Genomic DNA, 24982 nt, shown 5'->3' with positions numbered 1-24982 from the left:
GGAGTCGGGCTGCCCGTAAATGCCCGATTGGTGAAGGCTAGTAATCAGTGGGGGATGAATACCCCCACTGATTACAGTTTCACTTTATAAAAATGATAAATGGGATGATTGTAGGGAGGAGAAATAACTATGAAGTATGAAAAATTAGCAAAGGACATACTGAAACATATTGGCGGGAAAGAAAATATAAATAGCGTTGTACATTGTATAACTCGCTTACGATTTCAGTTAAAAGATGAGGAGAAAGCAAATACAGAAGTACTGAAAAGCATGGAAGATGTTGTGACTGTTATGAAAAGCGGCGGACAATATCAAGTTGTAATTGGTAACCATGTATCTGATGTGTATAAAGCGCTTATTGCTGCTGGAGGGTTTCAAGAAACAGAGGAAGAAAGTGCGAGTGGGAAGAAAAAGAGTAGTCTTATAGATATTCTTTCTAGCATTTTCACTCCCATTTTAGGAGTACTAGCTGCAACTGGGATGATTAAAGGATTTAATGCACTATTTGTAGCGTTAGGCTGGTTAAGTACGCAGTCAGGAACGTATCAAATATTAAATGCAGTTGGCGATTCATTATTTTATTTCTTCCCAATCTTCTTAGGATATACAGCAAGTAAGAAATTTGGAGGATCACCATTCATTGGTATGGCAATTGGGGGAGCGTTAGTGTATCCGGCTCTATCCGGTTTAAAAGCAAGTGAGCCATTATATACGCTATTTGCAGGAACGATGTTTGAATCACCAATTCATATTACGTTTTTAGGAATTCCAGTTATTTTAATGAACTATGCATCATCTGTTATTCCAATTATTCTTGCTACTTATTTTGGAGCGAAAGTAGAAAAGTCTTTAAAGAAAGTCATTCCAGATGTTGTAAAAACATTTGTACTACCATTCTTAACGTTACTAATCGTTGTACCAGTTACATTTCTTGTTATTGGTCCGATTGCGACGTGGGCAGGTCAATTTTTAGGACAGGCTACACTTTGGGTTTATCATTTAAGTCCATTAGTAGCAGGGGTAGTACTTGGTACTTTCTGGCAAGTGCTCGTTATTTTCGGACTTCATTGGGGAATTGTCCCGATTGGCTATAACAATTTAGCAGTGCACGGTATTGATCCTATATTAGCGCTTATATTCGCTACTTCATTTGCTCAAATTGGGGCTGTTCTTGGAGTTTGGATGAAAACGAAAGATCGGAAATTAAAAACACTTAGTATTCCAGCTTTTATTTCGGGTATTTTCGGTGTTACAGAGCCGGCGATTTATGGTGTTACACTTCCTCTTAAAAAGCCGTTTATTATGAGTTGTATTGCGGGAGGAATTGGCGGCGGAATACTTGGCGTATTCGGTACGCAAGCTTATATGACAGGTGGACTTGGTATATTTGCGCTTCCAACATTCATTAGTCCGAAAGAAGGGATTACAGCTGGATTTTGGGGCGCGATTATTGCGATGGTTGTCTCTTTAATATTAGGTTTTGTTCTTACTTATTTATTTGGTTTTACTAAAAAGAAAGATTCTACAGAATCAGCTGAAACAATTGATAAAATTGCTGCATCAAACGATGATGAAGTAATTCTGAGTCCTTTTCATGGCGCCGTTATGCCACTTCAAAATATTGACGATGCTGCATTTGCATCAGGTGCGTTAGGTGAAGGGGTTGCGATTGAGCCTTCAGAAGGAAAGTTATTTTCACCAGTTTCAGGTACGATTTCTGCACTTTTCCCGACGAATCATGCAGTAGGAATTACGGCGGATTCAGGTGCTGAAATTTTAATCCATATTGGAATGGATACTGTGAAATTAAATGGCGAATTTTTCTCCTCTCATATTGAACAAGGAGTGAGAGTAGAAAAAGGACAATTACTTATTGAGTTTAATATAGCTGAAATTCAAAAGGCGGGTTATGTTGTGACAACACCAGTTGTTGTTACAAATTATAATAAATATAGTATTAAAAAAACTGAAGTAGAAAAGATTCAAGCTGGAGATTCCTTACTAGAGTTAGGAGTTAAATAGTAGTTACATTTCATACAGGTTCACACGAAGAAAGGTATTCTTTAAAACTTACAATGCCTTTCCTCGTTAATTCTTATATAAAGGAGTTTTTCTATATGTCTAAAGTTATTTTTCCTAAAGGATTTTTATGGGGTGGAGCAATCGCAGCCAATCAAGTTGAAGGAGCATATTTAGAAGATGGAAAAGGATTGACGGTAGTTGATCTATTGCCAACTGGTGAAAAACGTTGGGATATTATGAAGGGGAATATTCATTCCTTTACACCGGCAGAAGGGGAGTTTTATCCATCACACGAAGCGATTGATTTTTATCATCGTTATAAAGAAGATATCGCGCTGTTTGCAGAAATGGGATTTAAAGCGCTACGTGTATCTATCGCTTGGACACGTATTTTCCCAAATGGTGAAGATGAAAAGCCGAATGAAGCAGGATTACAGTTTTATGATAATTTATTTGATGAACTGTTAAAGCAGGGCATTGAACCAGTCGTTACGATGGCTCATTTTGATGTTCCTATTCATTTAGTAGAAAAGTATGGAAGCTGGAGAAGTAGAAAACTTGTCACTTTCTTTGAGACGTATGCAAAAACGATTTTTAATAGATATAAAGATAAAGTGAAATATTGGATGACATTTAACGAAATTAATATGCTTTTACATTTACCTTTCATGGGTGCAGGGCTAGCATTTAAAGAAGGTGAGAACAAAAAACAAATTCAGTATCAAGCAGCGCATCACCAACTTGTCGCAAGTGCGTTAGCTGTAAAAGCGTGTCATGAAATGATTCCAGACGCAAAAATCGGTTGTATGCTTGCTGCTGGTGCAACGTATCCATACACATGTAATCCAGACGATGTTTTTCGTGCGATGGAACAAGACCGTGAATCATTCTTCTTCATTGATGTACAAGCAAGAGGACAATATCCTGGATACGCAAAACGCTTCTTTAAAGATAACGATGTAACAATTGAAATGGAAAAAGAAGACGAGGAAATTTTAAAAGAGCATACAGTTGATTATATTGGATTTAGCTACTATTCAAGCCGAGCAACAAGTACAGATCCAGAAGTGTTAAAAAGCATAACGAGCGGGAATGTATTCGGTTCTGTTGAAAATCCATATTTGGAAAAATCAGAGTGGGGATGGACGATTGATCCGAAAGGCTTCCGTATTACAGCGAACCAACTTTACGATCGTTACCAAAAACCTTTATTTGTTGTTGAAAATGGTCTCGGTGCAATCGATCAATTAAATGGTGAAGACGAAGTGAATGATGAATACCGTATTGATTACTTGCAAAAACATATGATCGAAATGTCAGAAGCAATTCAAGATGGAGTAGATATTATCGGGTATACAAGCTGGGGCCCAATTGACATTGTAAGTGCTTCTACTGGAGAAATGAAAAAACGTTATGGATATATATACGTTGATAAAGATAATGAAGGAAAAGGTTCATTAAAAAGATCGAAGAAAAACAGTTTCAATTGGTATAAAGAAGTAATTGAGACGAATGGTGAGAGTTTGGAGTCTTAAGTATAGAAAGGAGACATCTTAAATGATGTCTTCTTTTTTCATTGTAAATAAAGGATAGAGCTATATTTCCCTTTACACGAACATAACGGTATTATATAGTTAAGTTAAGTGAACTTAACTATATAACGAAACGAAATAACAGCATGGAGGAATAATGCTATGACTAGATCGTATAAAGAAGTAATTAATGAAATGAACCGGGCTTATAATGAATTTTACATTTTACTATTTCAGGAGCTAAAAGATGAGTACGGTCTTACAGGACAGCAAGAGAGCATGCTATTTCATATTAATTTAAATGAAAATACGACAGCGAATCACATTGCGACTACTTTTAATATATCGAAAAGTGCTGTGAGCCAAGTTTTATCGAAATTGGAAAAACAGAAGATGATTTCGAAACAAGTAAACCCTAATAATAAGCGGGAGTATTTCCTTACACTTGGTCCAAACGGTAGTAAGTATATAGAGCGGTTGTCTGATTTAGATGATGTATTAATTGAGAAGTACTTTTCTAAAATCGATATACATGCTTTAGAGCAAATGACCGATACGTTAACGAAAATAAATAAAGTTATATTAGAAGAAAAACAGAAGGATCTTGATTCTAATGAGTAAGAACGTAGATGAAGCAATTAGTAGAAAGGAGGAGAAGCATGTTATGAGTTACATACCAAATATGATTACGATAGCAAATTTTGTATGTGGGCTTTTGGCTATTTACGCTGTTTTCGTTCACGATATTTATTTAGGAGCAGTTTTTATTATTACAGGTATGTTATTTGATTTTTTTGATGGTATGGTCGCTCGGAAACTTGATGCTGTTTCGGAAATTGGCGGAGAGTTGGACTCGTTTGCGGATTTAGTTACCTTTGGTGTGGCACCGTCTATTCTTGCATATAGTGTCGCATTGAAAGAATTACAGTCTATCGGGATGATATGTGCGCTTGCTTACAGTATTTGTGGCATGCTTCGGCTTGCGAGATTTAACACGCAGCAAAGCAAACTCCCGACATTTATCGGAATGCCAATACCATTCGCGGCAATGTGTCTCCTCATTTTATGCTTTTTGAATAATCCAGTTTCCGTGGCGTTTGGCACATGCGTACTCGCTTATTTAATGGTGAGCAAAATCAAATTCCCTCATTTTAAAAAAGATATAGCTGAAAGCTTGAAGTCTGAAAGATTGGATTAATGATACGGAATTACAATGAGAAAGATAAAGGAGCATAACATGATTCGTATGGCATTAAGATCATTTAACATACAAATGTATTGTTTGCTAGGCCTGATGTTATTGGGATGGTTGATGACACCTTTTTCCGCCCAGTTTGTAGGAATAAGCATTGGCCTTTCAGTGAGTATGTATTGCGCCTGGGTTTTAGGAAGGCGTATTGAAAAGTTCGGAGACAGCATTGTGAAAAAAGAAAAAGCGCCGATGCTTGGAATGATAAATCGGTTTGCAGCCGCAATACTCGGCGCGATCATTATGTATGAAATTGAACATCATGATTTCATGTGGACATTTGCTGCTGGAATTATGGGTGGGTATTTCTTAATTATTATTAATTTAGGATATTACAGCATGAAAGATGTGAAGGAATAAAGAGTTGTGTGAATCACTAATTTGGATGACTTACATGTATAAACGTAAAAGCTTTCCTGTATGGAGAGCTTTTTTATTATAAAGAAAAGACACCCTGAGGTGCCTTTCTCCGACTTGAACCATTTTCATTTCATACGAATCTATTCGTATTACCCCTTTGTTATAAATGTAAACACACCCTATAAAACAGAATCGTTTATATACACCAGATTGTTAGTTCATAAAATAAAAGAGATTTGAGATCAGTATCGGAGTAACGCCACATCCCCTATAATGATTGATATGTTACGCCTGTCAAAAGAATCTGCTTTATAGAACATGTCCACAATTTATATTTTACTATATTTAATATTCATTAAGTGTATTTTTTCACTAATATGTATAATTACATAAAGTTTACGGGGAAAAGAGAGTATACTTTAATATTGTGTAATAAAGATAAAGGCCACCTACGGAAATAGGGGGCCTTTTAACGTAAAAAGAAAAGACACCCATATATGAGTGTCTTTTCCGATAGTTTTTTAGCAGAAGCAAGAAGCTCCAACGATGATTAATAAAATAAATAATACAACTAATAAAGCAAAGCCTCCAGAAAATCCACAGCCGCCACAACTACCACCAAATCCCATAATAGTTCCTCCTTTTAATAAGAGGGGAAAACAAAAGGTCACTCATGTATTTTAACGGATTCAATTTACTTTATGTTTTTTACGCAATAATTGAGCAGGTCCTTTTGAAAATAAAAAAAGACACTCTAAGGTAACTTTGTCCAACTTGAACTACTTTCATTTTAATAATATCGTTGTAAGTTTAAAAACTATAGAGATTTTTCCTGTGGGCTTTGTAAGTAGTTTTTACGAAATTATGAGTGTTTTTTATTTTGTATTTCAATCAATTCATCTTTAATCATTTGTATATAATGTTCTTTTTCTGTTAGTTCAAATATAAATAATGCTTTTTTCATGTTATTAACAACATCTTCTTCATCATGTTGTTTAATCTTTAATAAATACTGACCTTTTAAATAGAATAGTTCACCTAATAGGTATAAAGTGTTTAGATTAATAGCTAATTTGATGCCCTTATCAAGGTGTTTTATTGCTTCTTCATGTTGATAGGTGAAGTCTAAACATTTTGCTAAATTTAAAATAATTTTTAATTTAATTTCTTTATCTCTAGGAAAATCTAACTTATTAAAATTAGTTAAACATTTTTTTAACATATTAATACTTTTTTCGTATTCTTTGTTTTCCGCATACAATATAGCAGTTGATTGCATAATATCTATTTCTCTTTCTGATAAACAATCAACATTGGTTAAAGTTAGTTTTAATGCATTATTAAGAAGAGTTAAAGCCGCTTTTGTTGAGTTATTCACACGATATATAGCAATTGCTTCATACCATATTAGAAATTGTTTATCTTCTATTGATTGGAAATTGTTTTCGTTTTTCTCTTTTTTTACTATTTCATAAAGTTCTTTATATTGTTTTTGCTTTACACAATCTCTCATTACATATTTTACATTTTTTACGTATTTTAATTTTTTGTTTTGAGTTAGTGCAAATATATTATTTGGATCAACACCAAGTCTTTCTGATAATTGATATAACAATATGCTAGATGGATAAATCATACCTTTTTCTATCTTGCTAATTTGACTTTGTGAACATATGCCATGACATAATTCGGATTGTGATATATTTTTTTTAATTCGAAGTTCTTTAATGGTAATACCCAAATCACAAAATTCCATTTTTCCCCCTACTATTTAGCGCTTTATTAGTATAATAATATTCTCCATCCTTAATGTAATGTAAAATTAATATAGTTGCAATTATTGTTTTTTAAGGCCTTTTTATAAAATTTCATTATAAAAGGCTCCTTCTTCCGAATCGAACCATCATGCATAAGTATAAAATTACATAAAACCCACCTACGGAAATAGATGGGCCTTACTATTAGGTGTTACTACTTCATTGTACAAAAGGGAATTTGCTAGCATATCCTTAAAGTTCTTACGTTGAGAAATAAAGAAAAGACACCCTAAGGTGCCTTTCTTCGACTTGAACCATCTTAATTTTAATAATATTGGGATTCTCATCCCAATATTATTTTACCATGTTAAGTTATTTTATTCATTGAGAAATATGTTTCAAATCTATATTTTATTGGAATTTTTTTGTATAAGAGGCTATATTTAAATTGTATGTAAGTTTTTAATAATAATATCTTATGAAATTCCGTTTCTCACCTTTAAATGTAACAATTTATGAGTATAAGAATATTTTTCAACTTTTAATATAATGTAAAATGAGTACGGAACTTATTTTTATGAAAAAACGTTAACCGAAAGAGAGTTTGAATTGGCTATTTGAAGAAATTAATAATATCATGTGTGTTGGCTACATTCTGTCTAAATATGGTAGGATGTTCTAATAGTATGGGTACACTAAGGGATAAGTCTAAAAATTCAACAACTGTGAAGTGTGAACGTATCAACAAAGCGTGGTACAAACATATGTAATAGTTTAAAGAAATTTGAAACGGTTGATGTTAAAGGGCATAAGGAAAAATTAATTAGGCCGATAGTAGATGCTGATAATTGGAATAATGATAGTACTTAGAAATCCAATGAAAGTTTTTCTATTCATATTGTTTATTCCTCTCTTTTGTTGATCTACATAATAAAAGCACTCATCTGAGTGCTATCACTTACTTCACTACTTTGTTCATAACCCTCTTATAAAGATAATATAAACTTTAAAAATGTTTATTGTTTGCATCTGTTCTTCATAAACAAACTTAGCTGTCATAAAATCGTTAGGAAAATCTTTTAATGCGTTTTTCATCATGTTCAATTCTTCTTGTGATTTTATTTCAATGCCATATAAGAAATTGTACGCTTTCGTTTGCTCACTAGCAACAAAGTTTTGAGTCATGTAATCATCTTTGAAGTCTTGCTTCGCTTTTTCCTTCACTGGATTTGCAAATGAACCTGTAGATTGTTGTTGTTTAGCTTCTTCTTTCTTTTCCGGTTAAGCAGCAGGTTGTTGCGTCTCTCGCTTTAATTCTTCTTTTTTAGGTTGTTCTTTCTTTGCTAATTCTTCTTTTAATCTTTCCACTTCAGCATCTAGCGTTTTATTTTGCGTTTCCAATAGTGATATATATCCTTTTAATTTATCCCACTATTTGCCGGGCAGTAAGACCCCCACCTCAAAATTCAGCGGAAGCAAAGAAGTTAGGTGAGGGTCGGGCTGCCCGTAAACGCCCGATTGGTGAAGGCTAATAATCAGTGGGGGATGAACAAAACCCCCACTGATTAAAGTTTCACTTTATCAATCTCTTTAGATTTATCATCCGTTTCTTTATAAACGGTATTTAATTTTGGGAGTGAAGTAGTCTGTTGATCTTTCACATGAAAATTTAGAGCTAATACCCTTCCTATTATGATTAGTAAAATGAAAGATACAGCTGATACTCCAAATACAGCCAACGGTCGTAGAAATGGTCTTTTAACATATTAAAAACCCCCCTCAAGTATGGAACGATATACTTGAAGGAGGGGAGCGGTGATTACAATCATGCTATTAATAAGAACCCCATAAATGATAAACCATTCCACTAACAAAAAACACTAATCCTAAAACCAAAACAATTATAGCAAGTATTCCATTTTGATTATTCTCCATAAAGTAGCTCCTTTGAGATTTATTTTTAACCCGCATTAACTGCCTGTAAAAGCCTGATTAAAGTTTCACTTTATATACAAAAAAGCCTTTAGTCGTAATTATGGCTAAAGGCTTTGAGCATTATACTTTTTAGTTTGGAAAATCTTATAAGAAGAATAACCTGTATGTTATATAGAGAAGAATTTATAATATTTTTATCAAATTTGGAACTGTAATGTACTAGCTTGATAATGAAGCTGGACTATTAGAATTGAAAAATTTTAGTTTTATTATAACTAATAGAAAGGAAAGTAGTGTGAATAGAAATCCACTCCAAATAAGCTGGTGAATACCTAAGTTTGAAATGAACCAGCCTCCAATAGTTGTTCCTAAAGTAATTCCGAGATTTGAGAATGAAACGAATAGGCTATTACCAAATTCAGGTGCTTCTTTTGCTTCACTTATTAACCATGTTTGACCAACAATTAATCCGCCAGCATGCACGATTCCCCAAATGAATACTATAAAAATCATTGGAATAAGGTAGGAACCTAAATAATAAACTAATATGTAAACAACAGAATATAGAATAGGGAACGATATTACGGTATTTGCTACGCTTTTTTGCAGGAGACTACCAAATAAATGATTACCTAAAATCATAACTATACCAAATATGAATAGCATAATACTGATGAGAGATCCATTCATGGAAGTTACTGTTGCAAGGTATTCAGCGAAGTAGCTGTATACGGAAAACATTGCTGCAAAAAGGAATGTGACGGTTAAAATATTTAACCATAATCCTGGTTTGCCGAGTATACGAATTTGTTTGCCGAAAGACATTTTTTCTGTAACAGGCATAGAAGGAAGTAGGAGTAGTATTCCAATGAATGCAAGAGTGTTAACGAATGCTCCGAATAAGAAAGCCATTTCGAGTGAAAATTGGTCTGCAAGGTAAGAGGTTAGTGGTACACCTAAAGCGAAACCAACAGTAATTCCCATGAAAACTTTTGTAACTGCTTGACCACTTTTCTCAGGAGGGACAAGTTTAGCAGCTGTTACAAGAGCGATTGAAAAGAAGAGTGGATGAAGTGCAGCCGGTAAAATACGAAAAATAAGCATGATTTCAAATTGTGTTGTATAAGCGTAGATTATATTTGAAATAACAAATGTAAAAATTGCTGTTAATAAAATTATTTTGCGATTAATCCCAGAGACGAGCAAAATTAGAAACGGACCAGAAATAGCAACAACTAGTGCGAATATACTTACTAAAAATCCTGCTTGTGCAGTTGAAATGCCGAATTTCTGAGTGATTTGTGGTAATACACCGACAATACCCATTTCGGTAGTAATAATTCCGAACACACCTATTGCGAGTGTCAGAATAAGTAAAGGATTTACTTTTTTCATTTATAAAACTCTCCATTCGTACTAGTATTTTGAAAGTAAATTCATTAACAAAGAAGCATTATTGCAAGCATGATTGGATGTCAATATTATTAGGACTATGTAATTTAAAATACAATAATAGATATCTAAATAAATAGATATGATGTGTTAAAAAAATTTCTCCTTTCCATGTTTCTTGCTTTTATAGGTAGTGCAATTTTATAAAAAAGCAGAATGTGTGAAAGCTAATAATCAATTGGTATGCTAATTGATTATTAGCTTTCACTTTATAATTCGTTTTGAACGTATTCAGAAAACTCTCGTATTATTTTTTCATTTCGACGATAGTAAGTCCATTTTCCAATTCGGTCAGAGTCTAGTAGTCCTGCCTTTTTCATAGTTAATAAATAACTAGAAATAACCGATTGGGCTAAGCCAGTTTTAAGCTGGATATCTCCTACACATACTCCAACTTGAAAGTTAAGGCCTTGCTCTAGATAAGGTTTTTCATCGAAATGGTTTTCTGGATTTTTCAACCATGATAGAATTTGACATCTTGTTTCATTTGACAATGCTTTATAAATTAATAAAGGTTCCATAAGGATATTATATCTACTTTTATAGATTTGTAAATGGGTTTTAGTGATTTTAAGGGAAGAAGGTATAGTTGATCCCTTTGAATAGGCATAAGGTGTTCTTGATCTGTACTCTTTGTAAAGGACATTCTAAAAAAAGTTAGGTAACTTAAAAAAGATGATTTCTGTATGCAAACAGGAGTCATCTTCTTTAAATTCTATTGATAGCAAGAGTGATTATAGTACGTCATATATTTCTTAATTTCATGTTTTAACTGAACAAACGATTCACATGATTTTATATATGTTTCATCGATTAAAGTACTACGAGGATTACGTGCAAAAATGATAATCTTGTTACGTTCAAGCATGTTGTTGCCTAGCTATCAATGGCGGATTCCTAAGAAGAGTAATAATAAAACCCAACTGAAGATTTAAGAAAAATTTTATGTTTCCCCTACTTTTTATTTTAAAAGTTTTTCCTATCCTATAAATGAGTTACATCAAGAAGGATACTAAAAACGACAAATTCATAGATGAAAATGTAAAGTTAGGGGATTCTGCATGCATACAGAAGTTTTGATGAGTTATTTGTATACTTATTTCTTTACTATTATTTTTTGTATTGTGTTTCAAATTGGGTTTTATTTTAAAGCGAAAAGAAATATATCTATTCTGCATTTTCTATGGGTATATGTTTTTCTATTCTACCTTTCGCTAGTATATAGGGTGACGCAGATCGCAACTGTATGGGATATAAGTAGATATGAAACGTGGATTCGTGTCAGTCAAATTAACTTGACTCTATTTGATACGGCAGGTAGTACTACGTATCTTTTGAACATTGTACTGTTTATGCCGTTAGGTTTTTTATTACCGACTATTTGGTCGCAGTTTAGAAAAATGAAAAATACCGTATGTGCGGGATTCTTTTTTTCATTGGCAATTGAGTTAAATCAATTACTAAATAATAGAATTACAGATATTGATGATTTATTTACGAATACCCTCGGGGCAATTGTTGGGTATGTATTATATAGAGTTTTATTTAAACTGATAGATAAAAGAGAGGGGAAAAAGCTTGATACTAACACTTCTCTAGTTATACAATACGAAGCTGTTTTTTATTTGGTTTTCTCACTTGTAGGTGTGATGTTAATTTATTATCCTGGAGACCTGTAATCTTCCAATGAGATGATTACGAATTTATTTTTAACGCTCGTGCGATATTTCAATTTGTAAAAAAAGCCTTTAACTGGCTATAGCTAAAGGCTTTTATCATCATAATTTTAGTTACCAATTACCCACTCCAACATCCGCATTCAGCCACTTCACCCAATCCAAATCCTCTACCTTAAGCAAACTGAGCGAAACACCCTTCATATCTAAAGAAGTTAGCAGTGTACCGACTTTTACGAACTTCACTTGTAATTTCTCCAGCTCACATAAACGGCGAATATCATTTGCGAAAATGTATTGTTCCATTAGCGGAGTTGTGCCGAGTCCATTAACGAGGATGGCGAAGTTGTCACCTTTTCTCCAGCGGTAAATACTTTTTAGTTTGTTCATTAGTTCGATTGCTAATATTTCAGAAGAGGATAGTGCTTCTTTACGGTAACCTTTTTCACCATGGATGCCGACGCCGTAAAACACTTCATCTTCGTTTAATGTGAATGAAGCTTTTCCTTTTACTGGATCGTTGGCAGGGGAAAGGGCAACTCCTAATGTGTGTAAGTTTTTGATGACAGCTTGCCCGATTGTTGTTAGTTCTTCTAAAGAATGTCCACTCTCAGCGGCCGCACCAAGTATTTTTTGAACGAAAACAGTGCCAGCGACGCCGCGTCTTCTTTTATTAAAAGAAGCATCATCTTCAATTGAAACGTCGTCATTTACGATGATGTGGTCAATTTGTCTTCCTTCTTCTTTGGCAATTTGCTTCGCCGCTAGAAAATTCTCAACATCATCTTTAAAGTTTTTAATGATGAATAAAATACTTTTATCCTTTGGTATAAGGTGAGTAGCTGCGACAATTTGTTCTACTGTAGGCGGAGTGAAAATACTGCCATTTACTGCCGCTGTAAGCATTCCTTTTCCTACATAACCAATATCAGCAGGTTCATGTCCGCTACCACCACCGCTTATAATAGCGACGTCTTGCTTCAGTTTGTCGATATCTTTTACATAAATGATGTTATTTGTTTCGTCGTAATTTACTTTGTCGTTATGTTCAAAATAAAAGCCATGCAGCATATCTTGAACGATATGTTGTACATCATTCATAATCTTTTTCATTGCTTTTGCCACCCTTTAATTACTTTGCTGATTGCTCCAGTAATAGTAGTAATTGATTGTTGATCATATTTTTCATGAGAGAAGACATAATGGAAGGATCTACTTCGCATTTGCTTTCAATCCAATCTTTTATCGTTCCAACGAAGCCGTGACTATAAAAGGAGGCAATCGTATTTTTTGTCTCGTCAGAAAGGCTGAATCCACAGCTCACGGATAGTTCATCAATAATCTTCATATATAAGTTTTTCGTATGCTCAAATAAATAGTGATTAAACGAGTTTTGTTCAATGACTTTAAAAGCATTTCGATAAAATTTTTGATTTTCATAAAAGTAATCAAATAATAAATCGAAAATGTTTTCCCACGTTTCATAGTCGAGAAAGTCGATAATGTTTTCTTTCGTTTCTTCTCTATAAATCCAGCTTAATAGTTCAAATTTATCTTTAAAATGATAATAAAAAGTTTGCCTACGCATTTGACAGTGTAACATAATATCGCTTACTGATATTTTATGAAACGACTCTGTTTCCATTAAATATTTCAATGAGTTCGCGATTATCTTTTTAGAAATTATAGAAGAGGTCATCTGAATCATCCCTAGAATGTAGTAATATAAAAATCCTATCTATAAATGAGAGCGGTGTCTTTAGACAGATTGTCCATTTTGTCCGTTTACTATAAAACGCTTTCATTTTAACATGGTTAGTAAGAAGAAGATTTCAAATATATCACAATATATTAAAGGAATTGAGGGAGAATCACAATGAAAAAGATTATAAACAAACCAGAAACATTAGTTATGGAAATGTGTAACGGGATGGTTATGGCTCACCCAGAGCTTGAGCTTTTGAAAAAATATAAAGTAATTAAGAAGAAAGAAATGAACGAAAACAAAGTAACGTTAATTAGTGGCGGCGGTAGTGGTCATGAGCCAGCACATGCAGGACTAGTCGGAAAAGGAATGTTAGATGCGGCAGTGTGCGGAGATGTGTTTGCTTCTCCTTCGCAAATTCAGGTATATCAAGCAATTAAAGAGACAGCTAGTAAAAAAGGTACGTTATTAATTATTAAAAACTACAGCGGCGATATTATGAATTTCAAAAACGGTGCGCATTTAGCGAAGGAAGATGGAATTGAAGTCGATTACGTAAAAGTTGACGATGATATTGCGGTAGAAGATAGTCTATACACAGTAGGACGTCGCGGCGTTGCGGGCGTTATTCTCGTTCATAAAATTGCCGGCGCAGCAGCGGAAGCAGGTATGGATTTAGGCGCGGTGAAAGCTGTAGCGGAAAAAGCAGCGGCTAACGTGCGTACAATCGGTTTAGCGTTAACTTCTTGTACAGTTCCAGCGAGCGGATCACCTACTTTCACACTTGCGGAAGATGAAATGGAATACGGCGTTGGTATTCACGGCGAACCAGGAATTAAGCGTGAAAAAACGATGTCAGCTGATGAGTTAGCTAACCGTATGACAAATGATTTAATAAAAGATTTAGGAGTAAAAGATGGCGAGGAAATTGCGCTTCTAGTAAATGGTTTTGGTGGTACACCACTGCAAGAACTATACTTATTTAATAACGCAGTTACGAGAGAATTAGCTGCTAGAAACATTAAAATTAATAGAGTATTCGTCGGTAACTATATGACGAGTATTGATATGGCTGGTATGTCTTTAACAGTGATGAAGTTAGATGATGAGCTAAAAACATTACTATCGAAAGAATGTAATACACCAGCGTTTAAAGTAGATGGACCAGTTGAAAGTGTAGAGTACGTGAATGTACTTGAAGAGGCAGAAGAGAAAGAAGTTTCATTTGAAATAGAAACAGCGGAAGAGCACGCTGTGATTAAAGATAATATCATTACATTAAACAACATGATTTATCTCGTTGATAAAATGAGCGACATTATTATTAAAAATGAAGTACCGTTCTGTGAGTTAGATACACATGCAGGTGACGGCGACTTCGGAATGAGTGTTGCGAAAGGATTTAAGCAATTAAAACGTGAGTGGCATTCTATTGTAGAACAAGAAAATGTAACGATCGGATCATTCCTTGACGGTTGTTCCATGATTATTATGGAACATTGCGGCGGCGCATCTGGTCCAATTTGGGGCGGTGCATTCCGCGCAGCTAGTAAAGCAGCAGGCGAGAAGCGTGAGTTAGCAGTGAAAGAATTTGCTGAAATGTTGCAAGCAGCACTGCAAGGCATACAATCTATCGGTGAAAGATCGTTCGGTAGAGGTGCAGTAGTTGGTGATAAAACACTTGTTGATGCACTTGCTCCATGTGTGGATTCTTGGTTAGCTAGCGCTTCAAACGAAGTAGACATGAAAACTGCCTTTGAAAAAGGTGCAGAAGCAGCCGTTAAAGGAGCAGAGTACACGAAAGAAATCGTAGCTCGCATGGGCCGCGCCGGTACAGTTGGTGAAAGAAGTTTAGGCTATCCAGATGCAGGTGCACATGCGCTTGGAGTTATCTTTACGGAGATTGCGGGTAGTTTGAAATAGAAATAAGAAGATCCCCTCTGCCTTAAGGTGGAGGGGATCTTTATTTATAATCATCATTCTTCCAGTGAAAAATTTTATTTGTTAGCCAATCTAGAAGCTGCTTCTTCAACTTCTTTATACGCATTTTGTAATACTTCATTTGGATCTAGTACTGCTGTTCCTTGTGCACGAACGATTTGATAATCTTCAATACCAAAGAAATTAAACATTGCTTTTAAATATTTATGAGAGTATTCCACTTCTGTATACCAATCATCATTTGTATAGATTCCTCCACTTGCTTGTATAACAAGCATTCTTCTTCCATCTTTAAGTAGTCCCACTGATCCAGTTTCAGTATATTTAAATGTTTCACGTGCAATCATGATATTGTCCATGTAATCTTTTAACTTTGATGGAATATTAAAATTGTGCAAAGGTAATACGATAACATACGTATTTGCACTTTTAAATTGTTGTAAAATTTCGGACATACGCTCTGTTACTTTTTGTTCTTCATCAGTTAACTTTTGTCCATTTCCTTGCTTTTCCCATGCACTTAAAACAGTTTTATCTATCATTGGTACTATATCATCGTATAAATTAATTTGTTCAATCGGTTCATTATTAGGAATTAATTCTTTATAAGGTACTAAAAAGTGGTTAAGAACTTTAATGCTGACTGATGATGTATCATCCACTTTTGGATGTGCGTTTATGATAAGTGTTTTGTTCATTTGTATTTCCCCTTTTTAAAAGTTTTTACGTTTTGATTGTCGACCAAGTTAATCGTCGATTAACTTGGTCTTTAATATAAACTCTGAAATTATTTTTGTCAAACGAAATACATACTATTCGAAAAGAGCCTTTTTTTATTTGACTAAAATTCTAAATGGTCCTAAGATACAATTTGATAATCCTTAAAATAAAAAGCAGGTGATTTGTATATGCAGTATAGTGTTGGGGTTGAATATGCCTTGCATTGCCTAGTTTATTTAATTAACACTCCTTCCAAGGAAAGTGTCGGAATAAAAGATTTGGCAGAGTTCCAAGGGCTTTCTGAAACATTTCTTTCAAAAGTTTTCGGTAAATTATCTAAAGCTGGCATTGTAAATTCTGTCCCAGGTGTAAAGGGCGGGTATAGGTTAGCTAAGTCTCCAGAAGATGTTTCTTTTTGGGATGTAATAGAAGCTGTCGAAGGTCCAAAACCTATTTTTCAATGTAAAAATATTGTACAGAATGGTCTACTATATCGAGACGAGGCCGAGGCTTGCAATTCTTGTGAACCTAGCAATTCTTCTTGTACAATTAACTTAGTAATGCTTGAAGCAGAAGAACACATGCGTGAGTTTCTTCGTAAAAAGACTCTTGCATGGTTAGATAAAGAACTTGATATTGTTTTACCTGAAAAGATAAGGGTAGATACTCGTGAATACTTCAAACAAAAAAACTCTAACTAAATCGCCATGACGAATTAGTTAGAGTTTTTTTGTTTTTTAACATGAATGCCACCATGTGAGTTCCTAAAAATATGGAATTCACGTTGCTTAATTATATTTTTTAATCTTCGTGATCGATTTCTATTGTGCCTGTTCTAGCACTAATTTTTAAAACATTTAATAGATTATCAGGTGTCTTGATTTCCACTTCATATTCGAATTGAGATTGTGTTAAGTTGTCATCTTCTAATTCAAATTCTTTTTTCACATGAATAATTTCTCCATTTGTTTGTGCTAAAGCAATTTCACGAACTTGTTTTTCTGTGTAGTTGTCATTCTTTTTTGCATAATTGTAACCCATACCAAAATATCCACCAACAATAGCGATACCAATTACTAAAGTAGCAATTACACTTATCATTATTTTCTTTTTATGTTTTAACATTTTCATTCACTCCTTAATGATTAATCATCTATTCCAAATCTTGCTTCAAGTGCATTTTCTGCTTGCTCTAATTGATCTTCCAGTATATCTTGTTCTCTTTCTTGTGTTTGATATTGTTCAACAGTTATCGTTCCAGCGCGATAATCTGCTTCTAGCTGATTATCAGATAAATCTATTTTGTCATCTAATTGGTCAATTTCTTTTTTTGCTGCTAAGTACGTATTTAAGTCCTCTTCTTTTGCTCCAACTGGTTTCGTGTTATTTGCCTTTTCTACAATAGATGTGACTTCGTTTTTGAAATCTTGTGTTTGCGTAGTATCATTTATAGCAGGCCCTGTTTTGTGTGGTTTTTGTTGTAGTTGAGCACTTTCTTTTTGTGGCGTATTGTTTTCTACCTTCAGTTGTTGTACTTCTGTATCTTTATCAGTTTGAGTAGAACAAGCTGTTAAGAATAAACAAGACATGGCTCCAATTATCATCCAGTTTCTCATTATGTTTGCCTCCCTTTAATTGAGCACCTGATCCTTGCCTTTATATTACTGAACAAACATTAAAGGAAGATTAATGTGTAAAAAAATAAAATGATATAATTAAATAATTTCTAATCTTTCTTTAATGTTTTGGAATTATAGTGATACATATAAAATGAAACTTTAATCAGTGGGGGTGTTCATCCCTCGCTGATTACTAGCCCTCACAAATCGGGAGTTTTCCTGCCCGGCAAATAGCGGGATAAATAAGAAAAAAGGAGAATGCGAATGCGAGTTCTTATTGTCGAAGATGAACAAGACTTACAAAATATATTAGTAAAACGATTAAATGCAGAATATTATAGTGTCGATGGATGTGGGAATGGAGCAGATGCCTTGGATTATATAAGCATGGCTACCTACGACTTGATTGTGCTTGACATTATGATTCCCGGAATAGATGGTTTACAAGTGTTACAAAGATTACGGGCAGACAATAATACAACTCCTGTCTTGCTTCTTACAGCTAAAGATACAATTGATGATCGCGTAAAAGGACTCGACTTAGGTGCGGATGATTATTTAGTAAAGCCATTTGCTTTTGATGAACTATTAGCAAGAATTCGAGTGTTGATGCGAAGAAAAACAGGGAATACATCTAATGTGTTTGAAATTGCGGATCTAGTGGTGGATTGCAATATGCATAAAGTAACAAGGGGAGACCGAGTTATCAATCTTTCCAGTAAAGAATTTGCTATTTTAGAATATATGATTCGCAATAAAGAAGTTGTGTTGACACGAGATAAAATTGAGCAGCATGTGTGGAATTACGACTATGAAGGTGGTTCGAATATTATCGATGTTTACGTCCGATACCTTCGTAAAAAAATTGATAGCCAGTTTGAAACGAAGTTAATTCATACGGTGCGAGGCACTGGTTACGTATTGCGAGTAGAATCATGAAAAGACTATCAATAAAAATGAGAGTAACCCTATGGTATACGGGGTTAGTTGTAATTATTATGGCACTCGTGTTAGCTTTTATTTTAACTTCCTCAGATAAAGTTGTGCTTTTTAATATGAAAAATCAATTGAAGAGCACGGTAAAAGAAAGTATTGAGGATATCGAATATAAGCATGGAAAGTTAAAGATTGACGATGATTTTGAAACTTTGGAAGATGGAGTAAATATCCTCATTTATAGTAAGCAAGGTGAGCTACTGGCAGGACATAATCCGGCCGGCTTTAATAAAAAGGGATTGCTTAAATCCGATGAAATACAAATCATTAAAAATGGTAATAAAGAATGGATCGTATATGATTTTCTCTATCATGCGGGCGGGGATGAGCAAGTCTGGGTTCGTGGAATCATGACCATGAATCAATTATCATCAACGATGAATACGATTATTTTGGTAACACTCATTACCTTTCCATTACTTATTCTCATTGCGGCAGTGGGCGGCTATTTTATTACGAAAAGAGCGTTTCGACCTGTGAAACAAATGAGTGATTCAGCCAGTGAAATTGGTGATGGTAAAGACCTTTCGAAGAGGATTAACTTACAAGGTTCATCGAAAGACGAAATGTATCATTTAGCACAAACCTTTGACAAAATGTTTGAGCGGTTGGAGACATCATTTGAAAGTGAAAAACAATTTACATCTGACGCATCTCATGAATTAAGAACACCAACATCTGTTATTATTTCGCAATGCGAATACGCTTTATCGCAGAAGCATAATCCGAAAGAAATGGAAGAATCGTTAGAAGTAATTTTAAGGCAATCGCGTAAAATGTCCTCGTTAATCTCGCAACTGTTATTATTAGCACGAGTTGACCAAGGAAAGCATGATACTTTTCAATTTGAATGTATCAATATGAGTGAATTAACGGAAATCGTTGTAGAAGAGCTTTCATTAATGGTTCAAGAAGCTTCGATTGATATAACAACAAATATAGAGGAAGACCTGTTTATGAAAGCAGACCAAACATTGATGATGCGTTTGTTAATGAATTTATTAACGAATGCGATTGCTTATGGTAAAGAGAATGGTAGTGTGAATATACAACTGTGCCGTGATGGAACGAACATAATAGGTAAAGTCTCCGATAATGGAATAGGCATCAGCGAGCAACATATTACGAAAATATGGGAACGCTTCTATCGAGTTGATGCAGCGCGAACATCTTCAAACATCGGAAACACAGGTTTAGGATTGTCGATGGTAAAATGGATTGTCGAACTACACGGAGGAGAAATTACCGTTGAAAGTAAATTAGGGGAAGGTAGTACTTTTACATTTAAACTACCAATTGAAAAACGAGCATAATGTATGCTCGTTTGTAGCTTTAGAATAAAGATGGATTTAAAAGCTCTCTTTAATCTTTATTTAAAAGTAAATAAAAGTAAATCGATTTGGTTATAAATTATGTTTTCAACATGATACAACACATCCCTTTTTAGTATGAAATTGAAACAACAAGAACAGACGATTAGTCTGTTTCTAACATCATAGATTTATATTTTCGAACGTGTTGCGCAAATGATTTCGGTGCGGAGTTCAAGGTTAAATGGGCTGAAGTTAATAAGTAGTCTGCTATATGTTGTCTATTAATTAGGAAAAGGGCACTCCATTGAGGGAGTGCCCTTTTCCTAATTAATGATGGTAACAGATAAAAAACTCTTTGTATTACCAGGAGTCACCGTGGCTGGATTGCATGTACATAATTGTACTAGATTTAGTCGAATCAACTTGTTTCTTAGAATCTGATTGTGAAGGGAATGCTAATCCAATAGATAATGCAACTGAAAGTGATAAACCTAAAATCGTTCCAAAAAGTTTTTTCATTATTTTAACGCTCCTTTTTCAAAAGTTTTTTCTTTAGCTTGATGACTAATATAAAAGTATTTACTAGCTTTTACAGTGTCGCTTTCTTCGTAAAACTTGATTGCTAATTTTTCAGTGTATTCTTGTGTGTAAGTATAGAGTTGTTGTGTGTCGAAAAATGAGATAGCTTCCAAAGATAATTCTTCGAGAATAGCAGCCGAAACACCTTTATTTATACAATCTAAAAGTTTGAAATGATATAGGTATTCTTTATTGTCTAGCTTCTCACAAATTGCTAATCCTCGTTCGATTAACTCGGCCGACTGTTCAAGTTCCCCAATCTTTAAATGTTCTCTAGCTTTAAGGAAGATGGCCCTAAAATGCTCTGGATTTTTAGTTGTTACTTCTGATAAGTGTCGAATTGCTAAAGCGGATAAGTTTTGGCTACTATATAAAAAACCTAAATTATTGCGGACTCTTAATATTAGGGAATCCTCATTATTTTTACGTAAAATATCTATTGCAGAATTAAATTTTTCTTCTGCTACAGGGAATTGTTTTATGTCAATACATGCTAAACCGTATAAGTTCTCACAAGCGGCAACATTATTTTCATAGCCATTATGTTTAGAGAAGATTTCTTTAGCTTTAGTCACATGTTGAATTCCTAATAGAGGTTGATAGGTATGAAGATAGAAGTTAGCAAAACGATAGCTAAACTCGGCTATTTCAAGATCGTCATGAATATGTTGTAATAGTTTTTCGGCTTTTTCGTAGTATTCCCAGGCTTCATTGTTGTTGGAAATTAGTGTAGCATGAATCCCTTTGAAAAAGTGATAATAATAAGACAACGATTCATTTTTTGGTATATCCAGTGAATCAATTGCCTGGAAGCTTGTGGGTGTGATGCTTAAATGATCAAGCAAAACTTTAAAGCGAAAAGTAAGAAGTGAGTAATGGAATAGTAAATTTTGATCTTCATTAATACTTTTTATGTGTGTATCAATCTCTGTTTTTAAATGTTTTGCTTCTTTTAGGTGCTGGGCACGTATCTCTTGATACCAATTATTTAAAAGTTGTGTGATTATATCTTTTGTTTTTAGATGACTTACCATAATTCTCCCCGCTTTCTACTATATTTATTTGTATATTGATATGTATATACTAGCAAGAAATTAAGTGTGTTAGAGTGATAGATAGCAAGAAAAAACTTTTTCAATAATTTTCTGATAATTTAAAAGGTAATTAGAATATAAATAAGATTCCTTAGATGGTGATCATTTATTTATTGCCAAAAAATAAGTGCATCGAGCAAGTATGACTATTGTACTTAAAACAAATAACAGCCTGTTTGTATGTTGTATTTCCTTAGTATTGTAAATAAGCATTTTACTCCATCGCTATCAATTTGAAAGAACAAGTGATCCCACTTTATGGTTATATGCAAAACTTAAAAAACATAAATAAGCAGAACCTTTGTATTTTGCTATCTTACGTATTTCATCCTGCACAAAAAATATTTCTCAACATTTTGTCTGTTGAAAAAGATTGAATATTCGTATTATAACGAATATTATGTTGTTATCGACAAAAAAACGATAATTTGCAGACACTGGGGAGGAAATGCATTGAAAAAGGATAAGAAGTTAAAACCATTATCAGTTTTAGCAACAGCGGCAGTACTAAGTAGTAGTTTTGCTTTTGGAAGTCATGCAGCGTATGCTGATACGCCATCATCTCTACCGATAGATGAGCATTTAATACCGGAGGAGCGTTTGGCAGAAGCGCTAAAACAACGGGGCGTAATTGATCAATCTGCATCACAAGCGGAGACGTCAAAGGCTGTCGAAAAATATGTTGAGAACAAGAAAGGGGAAAACCCTGGGAAAGAAGTCTTGACAGGAGATAGTCTTACGCAAGAAGCTTCTGATTTTATGAAAAAAGTAAAAGATTCAAAAATGAAGGAAAATGAACAGGCTCAGCAGCCAGAAGTAGGACCAGTAGCTGGACAAGGTGCAGGATTAAATCCAGGGAAATTAAATGGAAAAGTACCTACTACATCAGCGAAGCAAGCTGAGTACAATGGAGCTGTCCGAAAAGATAAAGTACTTGTTTTACTCGTAGAATTTAGCGATTTTAAGCATAATAATATTGATCAAGAGCCAGGATACATGTATTCTAAGGACTTCAATCGTGAACATTATCAAAAAATGTTATTTGGTGATGAACCGTTTACGTTATTTGATGGATCGAAGATTAACACATTTAAACAATATTATGAAGAACAATCTGGTGGTAGCTACACAGTTGATGGAACTGTAACGGAATGGCTTACTGTTCCAGGAAAAGCTTCAGATTATGGTGCGGATGCTGGAACTGGTCATGATAACAAAGGTCCTTTAGGGCCACGTGATTTTGTGAAAGAAGCATTAAAAGCAGCGGTAGCAAAAGGGATCAATTTAGCAGATTATGATCAATTTGATCAATACGATCAAGATGGTGATGGAAATAAAAACGAGCCAGATGGCATTATTGATCATTTAATGGTTGTACATGCTGGTGTTGGTCAAGAAGCTGGCGGCGGTAAATTGAAAGATGATGCAATTTGGTCTCATCGTTCAAAACTTGGGTCAAAACCATATGCGATTGATGGCACAAAATCTTCTGTTTCAAATTGGGGCGGAAAGATGGCTGCATACGATTATACAATCGAGCCTGAAGATGGAGCGGTTGGTGTGTTTGCGCATGAGTATGGTCATGATTTAGGCTTACCAGATGAGTACGATACGAAGTACTCAGGACAAGGTGAACCTGTTGAGTCTTGGTCTATTATGAGTGGCGGTAGCTGGGCTGGAAAAATTGCAGGAACAGAGCCAACAAGTTTCTCACCACAAAATAAAGAGTTTTTCCAAAAGAATATGAAGGGCAATTGGGCGAATATCGTTGAGGTAGATTACGATAAACTTCGCACGGGAGTCGGTGTTGCAACATATTTAGATCAAAGTGTTACAAAATCAAAACGACCAGGAATCGTTCGTGTTAACTTACCGGACAAAGATATTAAAAATATCGAATCGGCATTTGGTAAGAAGTTTTACTACAGCACAAAAGGAAATGACATTCATACAACACTTGAGACACCAGTATTTGACTTAACAAATGCAACGGATGCTAAGTTTGATTATAAGGCATTCTACGAACTGGAAGCGAAGTATGATTTCCTTGACGTATATGCGATTGCAGAAGATGGAACGAAGACACGCATTGATAGAATGGGCGAAAAAGATGTAAAAGGCGGCGTGGATACAACTGATGGTAAGTGGGTTGATAAATCATACGATTTAAGCCAATTCAAAGGGAAAAAAGTAAAACTGCAATTTGAGTATTTAACAGATATCGCAGTAGCTTATAAAGGATTTGCATTAGATAATGCTGCATTAACTGTAAACGGAAAAGTTGTTTTCTCAGATGATGCAGAAGGCCAACCAGCAATGACACTAAAAGGATTTACGGTGTCTAACGGATTTGAACAGAAGAAACATAACTACTATGTAGAGTGGAGAAATTACGCTGGTTCTGACACGGCTTTACAACATGCGCGTGGTCCAGTATTTAATACAGGAATGGTTGTATGGTATGCGGATCAAAGCTTTACAGATAACTGGGTAGGGGTTCATCCAGGTGAAGGATTCTTAGGAGTAGTAGATTCTCATCCAGAGGCAATCGTAGGGACATTAAATGGACAACCGACTGTGAAGAGCAGTACGCGTTATCAAATTGCTGATGCTGCATTCTCATTCGATCAAACGCCAGCATGGAGAGTAGATTCGCCAACTCGCGGTATCTTTGACTATAAAGGATTACCAGGTGTTGCGAAATTTGATGATTCTAAGCAGTATATCAACAGCGTGATTCCAGATGCAGGACGTAAGTTGCCGAAACTAGGATTAAAGTTTGAAGTAGTAGGCCAAGCAGAAGACAAGTCTGCAGGTGCAGTTTGGATTCATCGATAAAATAAGGTGAAGTGAAGAAGAGCTGTCTCATAAGTTGGTGAAACCGACTTATGGACAGCTCTTTTTTTATTGTAGAAAAGGGACCTTTTAGGAGCTAGTTCATGGACAAGAATGATATAAAATTTATCCCGCTATTTGCCGGGCAGTAAGACCCCCACCTCAAAATTCAGCGGAAGCAAAGAAGTTAGGTGGGG

General features: G+C 34.7%; 22 protein-coding genes and 2 pseudogenes. 11 read left to right on the top strand and 13 right to left on the bottom strand.

The window, feature by feature from the left end; genetic code table 11:
• Nucleotides 1-129 precede the first annotated feature (129 nt).
• The 5 genes from JDS95_RS12145 (at nucleotide 130) to JDS95_RS12125 (ending at nucleotide 5163) form a co-directional block, all read left to right on the top strand.
• Nucleotides 130-2022 carry a beta-glucoside-specific PTS transporter subunit IIABC gene (locus tag JDS95_RS12145; protein ID WP_199690522.1) on the top strand — a complete coding sequence of 631 codons (1893 nt, stop codon included), beginning with the start codon at nucleotides 130-132 and terminating at the stop codon, nucleotides 2020-2022.
• 95 nt (nucleotides 2023-2117) lie between these two features.
• Nucleotides 2118-3557, top strand: a complete 1440-nt coding sequence (locus JDS95_RS12140) for a 6-phospho-beta-glucosidase (protein ID WP_000048729.1) — start codon at nucleotides 2118-2120, stop codon at nucleotides 3555-3557.
• Nucleotides 3558-3716: 159 nt separating this feature from the next.
• Nucleotides 3717-4175 (top strand): MarR family winged helix-turn-helix transcriptional regulator, encoded by a 459-nt coding sequence (locus JDS95_RS12135; protein WP_000198623.1) that lies wholly within the window; start codon nucleotides 3717-3719, stop codon nucleotides 4173-4175.
• Nucleotides 4168-4752, top strand: coding sequence for a CDP-diacylglycerol--serine O-phosphatidyltransferase (gene pssA / locus JDS95_RS12130; protein ID WP_000042262.1), 585 nt, complete (start codon nucleotides 4168-4170; stop codon nucleotides 4750-4752). Before JDS95_RS12135 ends, pssA begins: the two co-directional genes overlap by 8 nt.
• Before the next feature lie 39 nt (nucleotides 4753-4791).
• Complete coding sequence (locus JDS95_RS12125) at nucleotides 4792-5163, top strand: ATP synthase subunit I (RefSeq protein WP_000620596.1); 372 nt, start codon at nucleotides 4792-4794, stop codon at nucleotides 5161-5163.
• A gap of 521 nt (nucleotides 5164-5684) precedes the next feature.
• Here the strand turns inward: JDS95_RS12125 and JDS95_RS12120 are convergent.
• The 6 genes and pseudogenes from JDS95_RS12120 to JDS95_RS31105 form a co-directional block, all read right to left on the bottom strand.
• The gene (locus JDS95_RS12120) at nucleotides 5685-5792 is read right to left on the bottom strand and encodes a YjcZ family sporulation protein (RefSeq protein ID WP_000505673.1); all 108 of its coding nucleotides are present in this window, start codon (nucleotides 5790-5792) and stop codon (nucleotides 5685-5687) included.
• 233 nt (nucleotides 5793-6025) lie between these two features.
• On the bottom strand, nucleotides 6026-6919 hold the full coding sequence (locus JDS95_RS12115; RefSeq protein ID WP_199690521.1) for a helix-turn-helix domain-containing protein: 894 nt from the start codon (nucleotides 6917-6919) through the stop codon (nucleotides 6026-6028).
• A gap of 976 nt (nucleotides 6920-7895) precedes the next feature.
• Nucleotides 7896-8345 (bottom strand): annotated as a pseudogene (locus JDS95_RS31110) (Branched-chain amino acid permease); the annotation flags it as partial.
• A 729-nt stretch (nucleotides 8346-9074) separates the two neighbouring features.
• Entirely contained in the window at nucleotides 9075-10250 is a 1176-nt protein-coding gene (locus tag JDS95_RS12105) for an MFS transporter (RefSeq protein ID WP_199690520.1), read from the bottom strand.
• Nucleotides 10251-10516: 266 nt separating this feature from the next.
• Complete coding sequence (locus tag JDS95_RS12100; RefSeq protein ID WP_000433540.1) at nucleotides 10517-10828, bottom strand: ArsR/SmtB family transcription factor; 312 nt, start codon at nucleotides 10826-10828, stop codon at nucleotides 10517-10519.
• 194 nt (nucleotides 10829-11022) lie between these two features.
• Nucleotides 11023-11124 (bottom strand): annotated as a pseudogene (locus JDS95_RS31105) (TetR family transcriptional regulator); the annotation flags it as partial.
• 244 nt (nucleotides 11125-11368) lie between these two features.
• Here JDS95_RS31105 and JDS95_RS12095 point away from each other — a divergent pair.
• A complete protein-coding gene (locus tag JDS95_RS12095; RefSeq protein ID WP_144466940.1) occupies nucleotides 11369-11986 on the top strand; it encodes a VanZ family protein in 618 nt (205 codons plus the stop codon).
• 111 nt (nucleotides 11987-12097) lie between these two features.
• Here the strand turns inward: JDS95_RS12095 and dhaQ are convergent, their stop codons facing one another.
• Together dhaQ and dhaS are read right to left on the bottom strand one after the other, a co-directional pair.
• A complete protein-coding gene (dhaQ, locus tag JDS95_RS12090; RefSeq protein WP_000723338.1) occupies nucleotides 12098-13096 on the bottom strand; it encodes a DhaKLM operon coactivator DhaQ in 999 nt (332 codons plus the stop codon).
• 19 nt (nucleotides 13097-13115) lie between these two features.
• Nucleotides 13116-13682, bottom strand: coding sequence for a dihydroxyacetone kinase transcriptional activator DhaS (gene dhaS / locus JDS95_RS12085; protein ID WP_000204220.1), 567 nt, complete (start codon nucleotides 13680-13682; stop codon nucleotides 13116-13118).
• A 177-nt stretch (nucleotides 13683-13859) separates the two neighbouring features.
• On the opposite strand from dhaS, the gene dhaK reads away from it, so the two are divergent.
• A complete protein-coding gene (gene dhaK / locus JDS95_RS12080) occupies nucleotides 13860-15611 on the top strand; it encodes a dihydroxyacetone kinase subunit DhaK (RefSeq protein WP_144466941.1) in 1752 nt (583 codons plus the stop codon).
• A gap of 74 nt (nucleotides 15612-15685) precedes the next feature.
• Here the strand turns inward: dhaK and JDS95_RS12075 are convergent, their stop codons facing one another.
• Nucleotides 15686-16327 (bottom strand): FMN-dependent NADH-azoreductase, encoded by a 642-nt coding sequence (locus JDS95_RS12075; protein WP_001044354.1) that lies wholly within the window; start codon nucleotides 16325-16327, stop codon nucleotides 15686-15688.
• A gap of 210 nt (nucleotides 16328-16537) precedes the next feature.
• On the opposite strand from JDS95_RS12075, the gene JDS95_RS12070 reads away from it, so the two are divergent.
• The gene (locus JDS95_RS12070) at nucleotides 16538-17050 is read left to right on the top strand and encodes an RrF2 family transcriptional regulator (RefSeq protein WP_001200345.1); all 513 of its coding nucleotides are present in this window, start codon (nucleotides 16538-16540) and stop codon (nucleotides 17048-17050) included.
• 100 nt (nucleotides 17051-17150) lie between these two features.
• Here JDS95_RS12070 and JDS95_RS12065 read toward each other — a convergent pair whose 3' ends face one another.
• The gene (locus JDS95_RS12065; RefSeq protein ID WP_000912146.1) at nucleotides 17151-17474 is read right to left on the bottom strand and encodes a PepSY domain-containing protein; all 324 of its coding nucleotides are present in this window, start codon (nucleotides 17472-17474) and stop codon (nucleotides 17151-17153) included.
• Nucleotides 17475-17494: 20 nt separating this feature from the next.
• Nucleotides 17495-17965 (bottom strand): hypothetical protein, encoded by a 471-nt coding sequence (locus JDS95_RS12060; protein ID WP_199690519.1) that lies wholly within the window; start codon nucleotides 17963-17965, stop codon nucleotides 17495-17497.
• Between the two features lie 267 nt (nucleotides 17966-18232).
• Between JDS95_RS12060 and JDS95_RS12055 the strand changes: the two genes are divergently transcribed.
• Both JDS95_RS12055 and JDS95_RS12050 read left to right on the top strand, forming a co-directional pair.
• Nucleotides 18233-18907, top strand: a complete 675-nt coding sequence (locus tag JDS95_RS12055) for a response regulator transcription factor (RefSeq protein WP_001264537.1) — start codon at nucleotides 18233-18235, stop codon at nucleotides 18905-18907.
• A complete protein-coding gene (locus JDS95_RS12050; protein WP_000826702.1) occupies nucleotides 18904-20277 on the top strand; it encodes a sensor histidine kinase in 1374 nt (457 codons plus the stop codon). The genes JDS95_RS12055 and JDS95_RS12050 overlap by 4 nt, the downstream gene beginning before the upstream one ends.
• 360 nt (nucleotides 20278-20637) lie before the next feature.
• Here the strand turns inward: JDS95_RS12050 and JDS95_RS12045 are convergent, their stop codons facing one another.
• Together JDS95_RS12045 and JDS95_RS12040 are read right to left on the bottom strand one after the other, a co-directional pair.
• Entirely contained in the window at nucleotides 20638-20796 is a 159-nt protein-coding gene (locus JDS95_RS12045; RefSeq protein WP_000732343.1) for a hypothetical protein, read from the bottom strand.
• Nucleotides 20796-21890, bottom strand: a complete 1095-nt coding sequence (locus JDS95_RS12040; protein WP_199690518.1) for a response regulator aspartate phosphatase — start codon at nucleotides 21888-21890, stop codon at nucleotides 20796-20798. Before JDS95_RS12040 ends, JDS95_RS12045 begins: the two co-directional genes overlap by 1 nt.
• Nucleotides 21891-22403: 513 nt before the next feature.
• Here JDS95_RS12040 and JDS95_RS12035 point away from each other — a divergent pair.
• Nucleotides 22404-24788 carry an immune inhibitor A domain-containing protein gene (locus tag JDS95_RS12035; RefSeq protein WP_085450091.1) on the top strand — a complete coding sequence of 795 codons (2385 nt, stop codon included), beginning with the start codon at nucleotides 22404-22406 and terminating at the stop codon, nucleotides 24786-24788.
• The last annotated feature ends 194 nt before the right edge of the window (nucleotides 24789-24982 follow it).

This window comes from Bacillus cereus group sp. N24 (genome assembly GCF_016483345.1).
GTDB lineage: Bacteria > Bacillota > Bacilli > Bacillales > Bacillaceae_G > Bacillus_A > Bacillus_A toyonensis.
This window is presented reverse-complemented; position numbering and strand designations above follow the sequence as displayed.